Origin of the sequence: Mariprofundus ferrinatatus (genome assembly GCF_002795825.1) — a bacterium.
In the GTDB taxonomy this organism is placed as follows: domain Bacteria; phylum Pseudomonadota; class Zetaproteobacteria; order Mariprofundales; family Mariprofundaceae; genus Mariprofundus; species Mariprofundus ferrinatatus.
In genome coordinates, this window is the sequence record NZ_CP018800.1 from 312,120 (window position 1) to 325,794 (window position 13,675).

The 13,675-nt window shown below is 56.5% G+C and carries 12 protein-coding genes; 6 read left to right on the forward strand and 6 right to left on the reverse strand.

The genetic code is table 11. The features are described 5' to 3' along the window. Nucleotides 1–13: 13 nt before the first annotated feature. From Ga0123462_RS01580 to yhbY, 3 genes are all read right to left on the reverse strand, one after another. Entirely contained in the window at nt 14–1,249 is a 1,236-nt protein-coding gene (locus Ga0123462_RS01580; protein ID WP_100264689.1) for a sensor domain-containing diguanylate cyclase, read from the reverse strand. Between the two features lie 111 nt (nt 1,250–1,360). Continuing rightward, on the reverse strand, nt 1,361–1,633 hold the full coding sequence (locus Ga0123462_RS01585) for a BolA family protein (protein ID WP_100264690.1): 273 nt from the start codon (nt 1,631–1,633) through the stop codon (nt 1,361–1,363). Continuing rightward, on the reverse strand, nt 1,630–1,908 hold the full coding sequence (gene yhbY / locus Ga0123462_RS01590) for a ribosome assembly RNA-binding protein YhbY (protein WP_100264691.1): 279 nt from the start codon (nt 1,906–1,908) through the stop codon (nt 1,630–1,632). Before yhbY ends, Ga0123462_RS01585 begins: the two co-directional genes overlap by 4 nt. 188 nt (nt 1,909–2,096) lie before the next feature. Here yhbY and Ga0123462_RS01595 point away from each other — a divergent pair, with 188 nt between their 5' ends. The 5 genes from Ga0123462_RS01595 (at nt 2,097) to hisS (ending at nt 8,033) form a co-directional block, all read left to right on the forward strand. Next, complete coding sequence (locus tag Ga0123462_RS01595) at nt 2,097–3,005, forward strand: GGDEF domain-containing protein (protein ID WP_232726496.1); 909 nt, start codon at nt 2,097–2,099, stop codon at nt 3,003–3,005. A 61-nt stretch (nt 3,006–3,066) separates the two neighbouring features. Next, complete coding sequence (locus Ga0123462_RS01600) at nt 3,067–4,566, forward strand: adenylate/guanylate cyclase domain-containing protein (protein ID WP_232726507.1); 1,500 nt, start codon at nt 3,067–3,069, stop codon at nt 4,564–4,566. Beyond that, nucleotides 4,559–5,692, forward strand: coding sequence for a hypothetical protein (locus Ga0123462_RS01605; protein ID WP_100264692.1), 1,134 nt, complete (start codon nt 4,559–4,561; stop codon nt 5,690–5,692). Before Ga0123462_RS01600 ends, Ga0123462_RS01605 begins: the two co-directional genes overlap by 8 nt. Nucleotide 5,693: 1 nt before the next feature. Next, complete coding sequence (gene ispG, locus Ga0123462_RS01610; RefSeq protein WP_100264693.1) at nt 5,694–6,791, forward strand: flavodoxin-dependent (E)-4-hydroxy-3-methylbut-2-enyl-diphosphate synthase; 1,098 nt, start codon at nt 5,694–5,696, stop codon at nt 6,789–6,791. After that, nucleotides 6,792–8,033, forward strand: coding sequence for a histidine--tRNA ligase (gene hisS / locus Ga0123462_RS01615; RefSeq protein ID WP_100264694.1), 1,242 nt, complete (start codon nt 6,792–6,794; stop codon nt 8,031–8,033). It abuts the gene before it with no gap. A 338-nt stretch (nt 8,034–8,371) separates the two neighbouring features. Here the strand turns inward: hisS and Ga0123462_RS01620 are convergent, their stop codons facing one another. Genes Ga0123462_RS01620 through Ga0123462_RS01630 form a run of 3 tightly spaced genes read right to left on the reverse strand, consistent with a single transcriptional unit; the run spans nt 8,372 to nt 12,146 of the window. Then, on the reverse strand, nt 8,372–9,313 hold the full coding sequence (locus Ga0123462_RS01620) for a PLP-dependent cysteine synthase family protein (RefSeq protein WP_100264695.1): 942 nt from the start codon (nt 9,311–9,313) through the stop codon (nt 8,372–8,374). 49 nt (nt 9,314–9,362) lie between these two features. After that, nucleotides 9,363–10,277, reverse strand: a complete 915-nt coding sequence (gene gluQRS, locus Ga0123462_RS01625; RefSeq protein WP_100264696.1) for a tRNA glutamyl-Q(34) synthetase GluQRS — start codon at nt 10,275–10,277, stop codon at nt 9,363–9,365. A 6-nt stretch (nt 10,278–10,283) separates the two neighbouring features. Further along, nucleotides 10,284–12,146: a cation:proton antiporter domain-containing protein gene (locus Ga0123462_RS01630; protein WP_100264697.1), complete on the reverse strand. Its 1,863-nt coding sequence runs from the start codon at nt 12,144–12,146 to the stop codon at nt 10,284–10,286. Nucleotides 12,147–12,307: 161 nt separating this feature from the next. Between Ga0123462_RS01630 and Ga0123462_RS01635 the strand changes: the two genes are divergently transcribed. Then, nucleotides 12,308–13,669, forward strand: coding sequence for an MFS transporter (locus Ga0123462_RS01635; protein WP_100264698.1), 1,362 nt, complete (start codon nt 12,308–12,310; stop codon nt 13,667–13,669). The last annotated feature ends 6 nt before the right edge of the window (nt 13,670–13,675 follow it).

Consider the following 13,675-nt stretch of genomic DNA (forward strand, 5'->3'; position numbering starts at 1 on the left):
CGGGGCTGCTCTGCTATCGCTTCAGTGCGACTGAAATTCTGTTGCGGCCGTTCTTTTTGGAGCGGTATAGCGCTTCATCAGAAGCCTTGAATGTGGCCGAGTGTTCTGTGCCCGGAATGTGTTCTGCAAGGCCGATACTGGCCGTAATATCAATCATGCCGGCAGATGTTCCGAAAGACTTCTTCTCGATAGACTGGCGAAGTATTTCAGCCATTCTGGTGCTGTTCTCCGTGCCTGTGCCGGGAAAGATGATGCAGAACTCTTCGCCGCCGACCCGTGCGGCAATGTCGGTGCTGCGGGTACATTTATCAAGCATGCGGGCGATCTGCTCAAGAATCTCGTCTCCCACATCGTGGCCATAGGTATCGTTGATTCTCTTGAAGTGGTCTATGTCGATGAGCAGGCAGCTGTAAACCGTCTGGCCAAGCTCCTTCAGGTACTCATCAAGGAGTCTGCGGTTGGCCAGGCCTGTGAGCGGGTCATTACGTGCAGCAGACTCAGCCTCCTCGAGCTTTTTCGAAAGCGTGGAGAGGCTTTCAATATGGGACTGAATCGTTTCATTCAGCTTCTCACTTGCGCTGCTCAGTTTGTTTCCGGCTGTAAGTATCCCCGCCCTTGCCTGTTGCAGTATCACCAATGCCTGATCGGGATCCTTGGGGAGCTCTCTCTCCAGCAGTTCTGTGGCCTGTTTCAGCTCAGGAGACTCTTCTCCGGCCTGCTTCAGGATACCTGAGATGGCATTCAGGGACGGGCCGAAGGCTTCAGCCAGTTGCTGCAGTTCGACGCGCAGATCTGCGTCATGCTGCAGGTGCCTCTGAAGCAGCAGATGGAGATGTTGAGCCCGTTTCTGCAGGGATTCATTTTTCCCGGCTTTTTCACCTATCATTTCGCTTGAGGTATCCAGAAGGTCATGGGTTGCGGGAATATCCTTCAGCGCCTGCATGGTCAGCATCTGGCGCTGCTGCACATGTGCAGCAAGACTCTCCTTGGAGTCGTTGGTGATAGTGCCGTCGAATGCAGGGCGGAGCAGGGGGGCATGGTGAACATCCAGCAGCTTGGCGAATTGCTGGCTCACCCATAAATGGGTGGCATGGGGTATGCCCGGCTGTTCTCTGAGCTGTTCCAGGGCGGCAATCATACGTCGGGTTGTTGCCCGGAGTTCACTGTTATCAGGCAGGGCGGAGAGGAGAAGAGGACGAACTGTGTCCATGTCATCGAGGAGCTGGTTTATAAGATTAATCTGGTTCATCGCTGCCTCCGCTCCGGGATTTGAAGGTTTTCATCCTGAATAACAACGATCAAATGGTGCTTGTAATAGAAACTGGTTGCAAGAAAAAGGCCGGGGTATTTGCCGGCGTGATCACCCGGGCTCCGTCCCTTCGGCTTTGATGCTGGCGGCATGAATGGTGTCGGGAAAGAGAGGCTTCAGTGCATCCATTACCATTCTGTGGCGCTGCATGCGCGACAATCCATTGAATACAGAAGCCCTGATCTCGACCAGGAAGTGGCCGCCGCCGTGCTCTCTGGCACCGGCATGAGTGGCATGTTTCCAGGACTCATCAACGATATGAAGTGTTACGGGTGCGAAGCGCTGCTCGAGAGTGGTGCGAATGATTTCGACAGCCGGGTTCAAGAATCCGATTTCCGCTTGCGATAGAGGATGCAGGTTTTGCCGATGGTGTTGACCAGTTCCGCCCCCGTTTTCTGGGCCAGCATGGCGATTGCGGCCTTGCGGATTTCGCGGTCATCGCCTGCAACATGAACCTTGATCAGTTCATGAATCTCAAGTGCTGATTCAGTCTCCAGGACCAGGCTTTCGGTGATGCCTTTCTGCCCGACCATAATAACGGGCTTCAGGTGATGGGCCGCGCCCTTCAGTGCTTTTATCTCTTTGTTGTTCAGTGTCATGTGATATCTCCGGCGCGCATACTATGGCCTGTTTGCAGATATGAAAGTTAATCCGTCGCAGGGGTGCTGAGAAGTCCCGGCGGGGTGTCCTGTAGATGAAGCCGGGATCTCCCCTGCGACAGGCTTCATTTTCTCCGCTTTCAGGTTAGTGTCGCCATCCGGAATATAGTGAATCCAGGAGGGCGGGAATGAGCGACAGCGGAGAAGCACGGCACAGTGTTGTGATTCTTGGCGGGGGATCCGGCGGCATGGCTATACTCGAAATGCTGCTGGAGGAGGAGCTTGTCACGGTGGCTGGCATGGTCGATTCCGACAGCGAGGCGCCGGGCATGGTTTTGGCCGAAGAGCACGGCATCCCTATGTTTTCCAGTATCGAGCTGGCTCTTGAGATCACTCAGCCCTATCTGGCGTTTAATGTTACCGGCAGTGATGAGGTCCAGGCTCTGGCCTCTGATGTTCTCGGCGATGGCGCGGTCATCGGGGGCATGGAGGCGAAACTTATCCTTCGAATCATCAACAATATGAAAGAGGCCAGGGAGGCTCTCCGCCTTCAGGCAATCCATGACCCGCTGACAGGTCTTTATAACCGGCGTCACATGATGGATGCGATGCTTCAGGGCGTATCCGAGGCGGTTCGATATCAGCACGACTACGCCATGGTGATGATTGACCTTGACCACTTCAAACAGGTTAATGACCTGCATGGGCATGCTGCCGGCGATCTTGTGCTGGTGCATATGGCGAATGTTCTCAGGGATTACACACGCGGGGCCGATATTCCTGGCCGCTGGGGTGGAGAGGAGTTTCTTGTTCTGCTTCCGCATACGGATCGTGCAGGGGCCGAGGAGGCTGCAAAACTGTGGCTGAAACAGTTGAACGCTTCGCCCGTTCATCTCGACGGCGGCAATGAGATTACGGCTGGCTTTTCTGCAGGTGTCGGGGCGCTTGATGGCGATCTTGCAGCTGCGCCATCTACTCTGGTCGAACGGCTTCTTCATGAGGCGGACAGTCGCATGTACATGGCCAAGAAGCAGGGGAGAAACAGGGTCGCTTCCACGGGCGATCTTCCCGATTCCCCTCAGAACGGGGCGGATTGAAGCCCCCGGCGAGCCTGTTTTCCGGCGTTGCCCCGAAAAGCACTTTCGATAGAGTGGAGCTGTGAGCGAGCAAGAGTTGAATCCGCCGAAAACCCAACAGGAGAGTGCTGAACCTCAGGCCAGAGCGGAGGCGAAATTTGCGCCGCGCATTCCAATTCGTCTGCGCTGGACGATGCTTGTGGGGTTCACGGTTGCCCTGTCTGTCGTTGTACTCTTCTTTGTCATTCTGGATATCGAACGCGATGCATGGCTGGAAAGCCAGGCCGCCCAGGCCGAGTTGCAGGTCGACAGGCTCACCGATGAGTTGAAGTTGCCGATGCTCTCCGGCAGCAGTGCCGAGACGGACCTTGTGGTGCAGGGCTTCCTTGAGAAGGTGCCGACGGTGCTCGGCGTGTTGCTGAAAAAGGTGGATGGCGGCGTCCGGCGCTACGGTGAGGTCGGTGACGGCAAGGCGCTTTCATCGGCACAAATCAACGGCACCAAGGTGCAGCAACTGTCAATCGGAGCGCTCTGGTATGCCAAGAGTGTCCGTTATGCCAAGACCGATCTCGGCGAGGTGGCTGTTCACTTTTCCGAACAGGCATGGGAGGAGATCGCCAGTCAGCTGGTGAAAGAGATTCTGCTTGGCGCCCTGATCGTCGTTCTGATCTCGGCACTCTGGGTCTACTGGCTGGCTGGAAAGATGAGTCAGCGCCTCGAGATGCTGGCCAATGCTGCGGGTAAAGTGGCCGGCGGCGACTACCACGTGAAGATGCCTGTGCGCGGAAACGATGAGATCTCCGATGCAATCTCCCAGTTCAATATGATGGCGAAAGAGCTTCTGCATAAGGAGGCGCTGCGCAATGTGTTCGAGCGTTACCTCAATCCGAAGCTGGTGACGGATGTGTTCGAGGGGGGGCAGATGAAACTCGAGAACCACCGTCAGGAGGTTTCAGTTCTGTTTGCCGACATGGTCCACTTCACCTCGTTTTCCGAGATCACCGATACTGAAGAGGTGGTTAATGTCCTCAATACGCACTTCGAGGTATTCAATAGAATTATTGCCTACTACGGCGGCCACGTGGACAAGTATATCGGCGATGCCGTGATGGCTGTGTTTAACCATCCTTTTGCCGACAAGGATCATGCCAGACATGCCGCCAAGGCCGGCCTTGCCATTGCGGTGGCCTGCAGGGAGCTGGGCGTTGTTCGTTTCGATGGCGAGCCGATTTCATTCAGAATAGGCCTGAACTGCGGTCAGGCCATTGCCGGCAATATCGGGGCTGCCAAACGGCTGGAGTACACGATTATCGGTGATGCGGTAAATGTCGCTTCACGCATGAGTAGTGTCGGAGAGGGGGGAGAACTGGTAATGTCGCGCGCCACCTTTGAGCAGCTTGGCCCCGGTTTTGGTTTCAGAAGTATTGGCGAACAGGATATCAAGGGTGTAAGCCATGATCTCGAGCTTGGCGTGGTGGAAGTAAAGAGCGAACAGGTGAAGCGAAATATCGAACATGTCGTCGATCTGGCCTTCAACCTTCAGCTTCCCGAGGATGTACAGAAGATGGAAGGAGATGTCTGAATTGTTGAAACGGATTCTGATCACTGCTCTGCTGACGCTGTTTGTCACCGCCTGTGTCAAAAACGGCCCCGGCATCGACACAGGTGTCAGCTTCCCGCTGCTGAACTCCTATGCGTCGATCAAGCGCGATTTTGAACGCGGCCTGATTATGCAGGCGCGTGAGCGTGTGCTCGAACTGGACAAAGAGCATCGCGATTATGCAGCCGCACACAAACTTCTCGATCAGAAAATTGAGCCTGCCCGCCGCCGCATTTTTGTGCACTACCTGAGGTCTGCCAGGCAGTTTGAAAAGGAGCAGAAATGGCATGCAGCCATGGATGCCTATGGCAAGGCTAAAGATGTGACGATCAAGCCTGAACAGATGGAGCAGAAGCGGGTTGAGATGGAGACCCGTATGCGTCAGCTGCGTCTGGACCGGCTGTTGCGCCAGCGTCGCGAAGAGGATGCTACATGGATGCAGAACCTGGCCGCTTACGATCCGCCCAAAGGGCTGGACAGTGAGGATGAGGTATTCCTTCGCCAACGAAAAATCTTCAATCAGCTTCTCGATGAACGTGCCGATGATGCCTATGACGAAGCCAGGCGATATCTGCGCGAAGACAGGCCTGAGATCGCCTATGTGGAAATCGAGTCGCATCTGCGCCTGCAGCCCAATTCAGATAGCGGTAAAAGCCTTATGGCCGAGATCCGACAGAAGCTGCCTGCAGAGTTGAAGCTGGAGCCGGAGGCGACTGCCAAGAAGAGCATGGTGGTGGTGAAGCGGGTGTCGGCCTACAAGACAGTCACTGCCAGCCAGATCAGTGATGCGATACAGGAAGGGAGATTGATGGAGGCGAGGCAGCTGCTGCAGCGCTACCGCAGAAGTGGCGGTCAGGGCGCTGCAAAGCTCGCCAGCCAGCTCGATCGCAGGATTGCTGCCCGGGCCCAGCAGTTGTTTGAGCAGGGAAGTGAGGCATTTCAGAAAGAGGAGCTCGATAAAGCGATTGCTTTCTGGCGCGATGCCGTGACTCTGATGCCGGGCCAGTCGGAGTATGCTGAAGCGCTGCACCGTGCTAGGCAGCTGAAAGAGCGACTGAATCTGCTGCGCTCTCAGAAGGATAACGACCCCATCCCGGACGTGGAGTAATATGCAGGATAAGATCGTACAACCAAGAAGAAAATGCAGGCAGGTCGATGTCGGCGGTGTAAAGGTGGGCGGCGATGCACCAATTGCGGTGCAGTCGATGACCAATACGCTGACCACCGATATCGATGCCACAGTGGCGCAGATTCAGCGGCTGGAGAGTGCCGGTGCCGATATTGTACGTGTTTCCGTGCCTGATCCGGAATCTGCAGCGGCGATGCCGGAGATTATCAACCAGACCAGCGTTCCGATCATCGCCGACATCCATTTCAGCTATAAGATGGCCCTTGCCTCCCTTGATGCGGGCGTGCACGGCCTGCGCCTTAATCCCGGCAACATCGGTTCGCGCGACCGCGTCGAGCGGGTTGTGAAGGCTGCAGCCGAGCGCGGCATCTCGATTCGTATCGGAGTTAATGCCGGATCGCTTGAAAAGGATCTGGACGAGAAGTATGGCGAACCGTGTGCCGATGCGATGGTGGAGTCGGCACTGCGCCATATCCATATTCTCGAGGATATGAATTTCAATGATATCAAGATCTCACTGAAGGCGAGTAACATCCCGATGACGGTGGCTGCCTATCGCAAGCTGGCTGAACAGGTTGATTATCCGCTGCACCTCGGCATCACCGAATCAGGCAGCCTGTTCGGCGGTACGGTGAAATCATCTATTGGCCTGGGTCTGCTTCTGGCCGACGGTATCGGCGATACGATCCGCGTTTCACTGGCAGCGGCACCCGAAGAGGAGATACGCGTCGGCTTCGAGATCCTTAAATCGCTCGGTCTGCGTCATCGCGGCGTGAACCTGATCGCCTGCCCGAGCTGTGCGCGCCAGAAGTTCAATGTGATTGAGACCGTGCAGGAGCTCGAGAAGCGCGTGGCGCATATCCACGAGAATATCGATGTCGCTGTGATCGGCTGTGTGGTCAACGGGCCGGGTGAGGCAAAGGAGGCCGAGGTGGGCGTTACCGGTGGCTATCCGGTGCATATGCTCTACCGTGACGGCGAGAAGTCGGAGAAGATCAGGCAGGATGCGATCCTCGACCAGCTGGTGGCTGAGATCGAGCAGCGTGCGGCTGCCAAGCGACAGGAAAAGGAATCATAAATGGCTGGAAAAAGTTTGCAGAGTATTCGAGGTATCCATGACGGCTTGCCCGATGAGGTGCGTAAGTGGCGCAGGGTGGAGTCTGCTGCGCGCAGGATATTTGGCACCTTCGCCTGTTCCGAGGTGCGTTTGCCGGTGCTTGAGCCGACCGAGCTTTTTGTGCGCTCGATCGGTGAAGAGACCGATATCGTTTCCAAGGAGATGTACTGCTTTGTCGACCAGGGCGAGGATCACATCTGCCTGCGCCCGGAAGGTACGGCCGGGGCCGTGCGCGCCTACCTGCAGGCGGGGCTGACCCGCTCCGGCGCCCAGCGCTGGTTCTATATCGGCCCGATGTTCCGCCGCGAGCGACCGCAGAAGGGGCGGCTCCGGCAGTTCCAGCAGATCGGGATGGAGCTGTTCGGCGCCTCCGGCCCGATCGAGGATGCGGAAGTGTTGGCGATGGCGCAGGCGTTCCTGACTGAGCTTGGCATTGCCGGATTAAGACTGGAGATCAATTCGCTCGGTTGCCCTGAGTGCCGTCCCGGTTATCGCGACCGACTGGTTGAATATCTCAACGCCCGTGCCGACAGGTTGTGTGAAACCTGCAACGACCGTATCACCAAGAACCCGATGCGCGTGCTCGATTGCAAGGTGGCCTCCTGCCAGGCGGCATTGACCGATGCGCCTGAGATGGTCGGCCACCTCTGCGATGCCTGCGATGTTCACTTCACCGGCCTGAAAGCGGGGTTGGATGCACTCGCCGTTCCCTATCAACTCAATGCCCGCATCGTGCGCGGTCTTGATTACTACAACCGGACCGCTTTTGAGTTTGTCACCGACCAGCTTGGAGCTCAGGGCACCGTACTGGCTGGCGGTCGATACGACGGCCTGGTCGAGAGCCTTGGCGGGCCTGCAACACCCGCCATCGGCTTCGCGGCAGGTCTTGAGCGCCTTGCCATGCTGCTCGAAGATGATGAAGCTGCAGGCATCGATGTGGCCGTGGTGGCTCTGGGTGCTGAGTCCATCAACTACTCGCTCACACAGGCTTCCGGTCTTCGTGCTGCCGGACTGTCGGTTGTTCATTGCGGTGGCGGAGCAGCCAAGAGGCAGTTCAAGATGGCCGATCGCGAGGCGGCCCGATTTGTTGCTGTCATCGGTGGCGATGAGATGGCTGCCGGCAAGGTGGCGCTGAAGAATATGGCAAGCGGCGAGCAGCAAACGCTTACACTGGCTGAGGTTATTCGGGCCGTTTCGGCCTGACAAGTTTCCCGGGAAGGGGAAAAATAGCGGGCCGCATTTGCGGCCCGCTATTTATTTGGGTTTCATCTCTCCGCTGAATCGGAAGCTCTTCCTCGTTCGAGTCCTGTACGGCTCCCCGAACAGGATTCGAAGCTGAGAGAAAACAAGACTGCAGATGCAACCGGCAGTGCGTTTAGCCGAGGGCGAAGGTGATCAGAATGCTAACGGCCAGAAGCGCAACGAGTACTGCGAAAGCGATATTCTGATATCTGGTGATTTTGTCCTTGTCCTGCTGCTGTTCCATGATCGCTCCTCTCTGATTCTGTTCGTGTCACGGAAACAGCTTTCAGTATCAATATTTAAATACCTTCCGCATAAGAGACGCGGTCACTGCCGGCAAAGACCGGTGTGGTGAGATACTTTTCACCGCCGTCGGGGAAGATGGCGACAATCTCTCCTGCTTTGCCCTCCGCCGCCAGCTTTTCCGCAACCTTAAGGGCTGCTGCCAGTGCGCAACCACAGGACTGGCCGCAGAGGATACCCTCTTCAGCGGCAAGGCGCTGGGTGAAGCGGTAGGCTTCGTCGGTGTCGATGCCGATCTTCTCATCATGTACGGCAGCATCGTAAACACCCGGCACGATGCTCGATTCGATATGCTTCAGCCCCTCGATGCCGTGGAAAGGGGAGTCGGGCTCCGCTGCAATTACTCGGATATCACGATTCATCCGTTTCAGGTAGCGGCCGGTACCAACCATGGTTCCGGATGTGCCCATGGAGGCTACGAAGTGGGTAACTTTGCCTTCGGAATCGCGCCAGATCTCAGGGCCTGTCGACTCCTCATGGGCGCGCGGATTAGAGGGGTTGTTATACTGATCCGGCTTGAAGTAGTGATCGGGATCCTCTTCATAGATCTTGCGCGCATCAACGATGGCGCCATCGGACCCTTCCAGCGGGTCTGAGAAGATCAGTTCGGCACCGAAGGCGCGGCAGATGCGCTTGCGTTCATCCGAAACATTGCCCGGCATCACCAGCCGCACGCGAAAACCCATGGCTGCTCCGATCATCGCCAGCGCGATACCGGTATTGCCGGATGTGGAGTCGAGAATGATTTTACTTTTGTCCAGCTTGCCGGTTTTCAGGCCTTCGCGGATCATCCATAGGGCAGGGCGATCCTTTACCGAACCACCCGGATTGAAGCGCTCAAGCTTGGCGTGAATGCGAATGTTGTCTGGCAGGTGGCTGGTCATATGCTGTATCTGCACCATCGGCGTATTGCCGATCAGGTCGAGTACTGTCTTCAAAATGTATTCCCGCTCTTTCTCTTAATTTGCGCGCAATGATGGCACACAATCAGCTGTTGCCAAGTAAACGCACGATCTTTTCACGATTATTGTTATTATCCTGCTCTGCAAACGGCCAGACAGGCTGTTGCTGATTGAGCAGAAAGCCACGCAGCTGTTCGGGCGCGATACCCATCCCGCGCAGGCTGGCAAGTGTGGTTGCGCTATTGCGTTTGGCCAACCGTTCGCCTGATGTGGTCTTCAGCAGGCGGTGGTGATGGTAGGTCGGCTCGGGCAGCTCCAGTAGCCTCTGCAACAGGCGATGAATGCCGGTAGCCGCTTTGAGATCCTCTCCGCGGATGATGTCGGTGATTCCCTGTATGGCGTCGTCGACCACGACGGAGAGGTGATAGCTGAAGGAGATATCCTTGCGCCCAATCACCTCGTCATGATCGATCAATGCAGCCTGGGCAGTACCATCCGCTTCACGCCAGATAAGCGGTAATTCTACCTTTGCCAGCGCCTTGCCGATATCGAGGCGCCATGCAAAGGGATATTTCTCCATGCGTTTTGCCCGCTCGCCCTCGGAGAGATCACGGCAGATACCGGGATAGAGGCCTGCGACATCTCCCGCGTGCGGAGCAAGAGCCATACGCTCCATCTCCTGGCGGATGCTTTTGCGGGTGCAGAAGCAGGGGTAGATGACACCGAGCTCGCGAAGACGATGGATGGCGGAGCGGTAATCCTCAAGGTGCCTGCTCTGAATGCGTACAGGTTGCGGCCATTCAATTCCCAGCCAGGCCAGATCCTCCAGGATGGATTCGATAAATTGCGGCCGGCAGCGGGTATGATCGATATCTTCAATGCGCAGCAGCAGCTCGGCACCGTTCTCTTGAGCCCACTGCCGGCAGAGCAGGGCTGAATAGGCGTTGCCGACATGCAGCAGCCCGGTGGGGCTGGGGGCAAACCTTGTACGCAGCTGCATGGTGGATCAGGCGTCTTTAGGTTCTTCTTGCAGCTTGCTGGCCGGAGGCAGGATCAGCGGCTGCCCCTCCTGCATGCGATCGGGGCGCATCAGTACCTTGATCTCGTCGCCAGCGGCGAATTTAAGGTTGTCATGCGGGATCAGGGTTTTGCCTTCACGCACAATGGCAATAGGTTGTACGCCGTGCGGAATGCGAACGTCGCACATCTTCTCTCCGATCAGTCGTGAATCCTCTTCAATGAATCGGGACTCAAACAGCAGACGTTTGCGGTAAGCCTGATCGTTCCAGTAGGTGAAGTTGTACGGTTTGGCGAAGAGCCTGCGCGCCTGCAGCTGGTGGATCAGGTTGCTGTGCTTCTCGGCACCATCCTCCTGCAGGGCGACATAGATTTCAGGGGTGTGGAAGTTTTCGCTGGCAAGCCTTGCTATCAGCAGGTTGTGGTCGGAGGAGCCGGTCATGACAATCACTGCACCGATCTCTTCGGCATGGATGATCTCCCAGAACAGCGGATCAAGCGCATTGCCGCAGATCGCGTTGTAACCGGAACGCTGCAGGCTGGTGACCACTTCACTATTGAGATCGAGGAATCGAACCTCCCGATCCTCACCCAGGGCTCGGCCAAGTTCTGCGCCAATCTGGCCGCCGCCGACGATCAGTACCGAACGCTCATCGCCACCATCGATGGAGAGCAGTTTTTTCAAAGGCCTGGCGAAGAGGCTGTAACCGAGTACGGAGGAGATGATGATGATATAGACCAGAGCGACCAGCATATCGCTCTGGGGGTTGCCATTCTCTTTCAGGATCAGGGCAAACAGCGACGTGATACCTGCAGCGACCACACCTCGTGGCGCCATGCCGGCAAGATACAGGCTCTCGTTAAAGGAGAGGTGGCTGCCGAAGGTGGAGAGCAGTATGGCCAGTGGGCGGGCGTAAAAGACGAGGATCGCGAAGATCAGAAGGCCCGGATAGAGGTAGTCGACCATGACGCCCAGATCCATATGTGCGGCCAGCAGCACGAACAGTACCGAGATCAGCAGCATTGAGAGGCTGCCCTTGAAGTGTTTCAGGCGCTGGATGTCGTGAACCTCCATGCGCTGCAGGGTTGCGCCCATCATCAGCACAGCCAGCAGGCCTGCCTGCGAACTGATGCTGTCGGAGAGCAGGAAAACGCCCCATACCGAGGAGAGGGTAAGAATGGTGCGGATTTCGACATCCCGGCTCCATTCGCTGGAGAGCAGCATGGCCAGCAGGCGGCCGCCTGCCAGGCCGATAAAGAAACCGACAACAATTTTCAGCAGGATCTCCTGCGCAACGATCAGGTTGGGAATGTCGGGAGTGAGTGCCAGCTGCAGGAATACAATGGCCAGGATGGCGCCGACCACATCGATCAGCATCGCCTCGGCAGTTAGGACATGGCTGATTTTACGCCCCAGACGCATCTGGCGAATGATCGGCAGGATCACGGTGGGTCCACCCACCGAGACCAGCGCGCCGAACAGAAGCGCCAGCGGCCAGTCGATACCGGTCATCATGTTGGCGACCGTGGCGCCAATCAGGATCGTCAATAACGGTCCGAAGATGACCATACGGCCAACCACCCAGCCGTTGGCCCTTAACTCCTTCAGGTTAAGGCTTAACCCCCCCTCGAAGAGGATAATGGCAAGGCCAAGTTCTATCAGCGTGTGCAACGCCGCCTCGATCGTCTCCACATGCATGGCATGCAGGCCGAACGGGCCCAGCGCCATGCCGGCAAGCAGCCAGAGCAGGATCGGCGGAAAGCGGAAGCGGCTGGCCAGCATCTGTGCTGCCGTGGCAATCAGTACGGCAATGACAAAGGTGGTGGTGGGAGAGGCGGTTTCAGGAAACATTGCAGAAAATGCTGCCGCCCTCTGCAGGCACGGGCAAGCGATGTTTTTAGCCACATGACAATTAAGGGATAAAATCCGTTCTGCCACATGCTTCCGGACGGCTCTGGTGCTATCATGCCGCGCGGCTTAAGCAGCAGTTGCAGAGATGAGGTGTCGTGTTAATGAATTCAGCTGAAAAAAGCAGTGTATTTTCCATTGCGGGCATCTATGGCCTGCGCATGCTCGGGCTGTTCCTTATTCTGCCGGTATTTGCGCTCTATGCCGAAGGGCTTGAAGGGGTAACACCTACCACCATCGGCCTGGCGCTCGGTATCTACGGTTTTACCATGGCGATGCTGCAGATTCCGTTTGGCTGGCTCTCCGATCGTATCGGCAGGAAACCGGTCATTGCAGGTGGCCTGCTGATCTTCGCGGTCGGCAGTGTGGTGGCTGCGATGGCCGACTCGATCTGGATGGTCATTGTCGGGCGCGCCCTGCAGGGCTCCGGTGCGATTGCTGCGGCGATGATGGCACTGCTGGCCGACCTGACGCGTGAAGAGGTGCGCACCAAGGCGATGGCCGTAGTAGGCATGACGATCGGTTTCTCCTTTACCGTGGCGCTGATTGCCGGTCCTATGCTTAACAATTGGGTGGGTGTGGACGGCATTTTCTGGCTTACAGCCCTGTTTGCGCTGCTGGGCATTGCTGTGCTCTTCCTGCTGGTTCCCAATCCCGATCACCTCTCCATGCACTGTGATGTCGAGGCGGTACCCGGTGAATTCGGTCGTATTCTGAAGGATGGGCAGCTGCTCAGGCTCGATTTCGGCATTATGATTCTGCACAGTATCATGATGGCGCTGTTTATCGCGCTTCCCTTTGTGTTGCGCGATCACCTGAGTATTGATGCTGTTGATCACCCGTGGGTTTATCTGCCGGTACTGCTGGTGGCGATCGTATTTATGGTGCCGTTGATAATCATTGCCGAGAAGAAGGAGAAGATGAAGCAGGTATTCCTTCTCTGTATCAGCCTGATTACGGTTTCCTGCATCCTGCTCGGGCTCTGGCACGATTCGATGTTCTCTGTCATTGCAGCACTGCTGCTCTTCTTTATCGCTTACAATGTGCTGGAAGCTACACTGCCGTCCCTGATCTCGCGCATGGCACCGATCGATGCCAAGGGCACGGCCATGGGGGTCTACTCCACATCGCAGTTTTTCGGCGCTTTTATCGGCGGTGCGGTCGGTGGCTGGTTTTATGGCCATTTTGATGTGCAGGGCGTTTTTTACGGCGCAGCCATGTTGGGATTGATCTGGCTGGTTGTTGCTGCCGGCATGAAGATGCCGGTGATGCGCTCGACTGTCATGGCACATGTGGAATCTGATGTTGATGCTGAGCTGCTTGAGGCGGAAATCCTGAAACTTGCGGGTATTTTCGAGGCGAAGGTGGTGCCGGAAGAGAATGCGGTATTTCTGAGAGTGGATAAAAAACTTTTTGACCCGCATGCTTTGGATGTGCTGCTGAAGCCTGAAATGGCTGAATGTTGAAGAGAG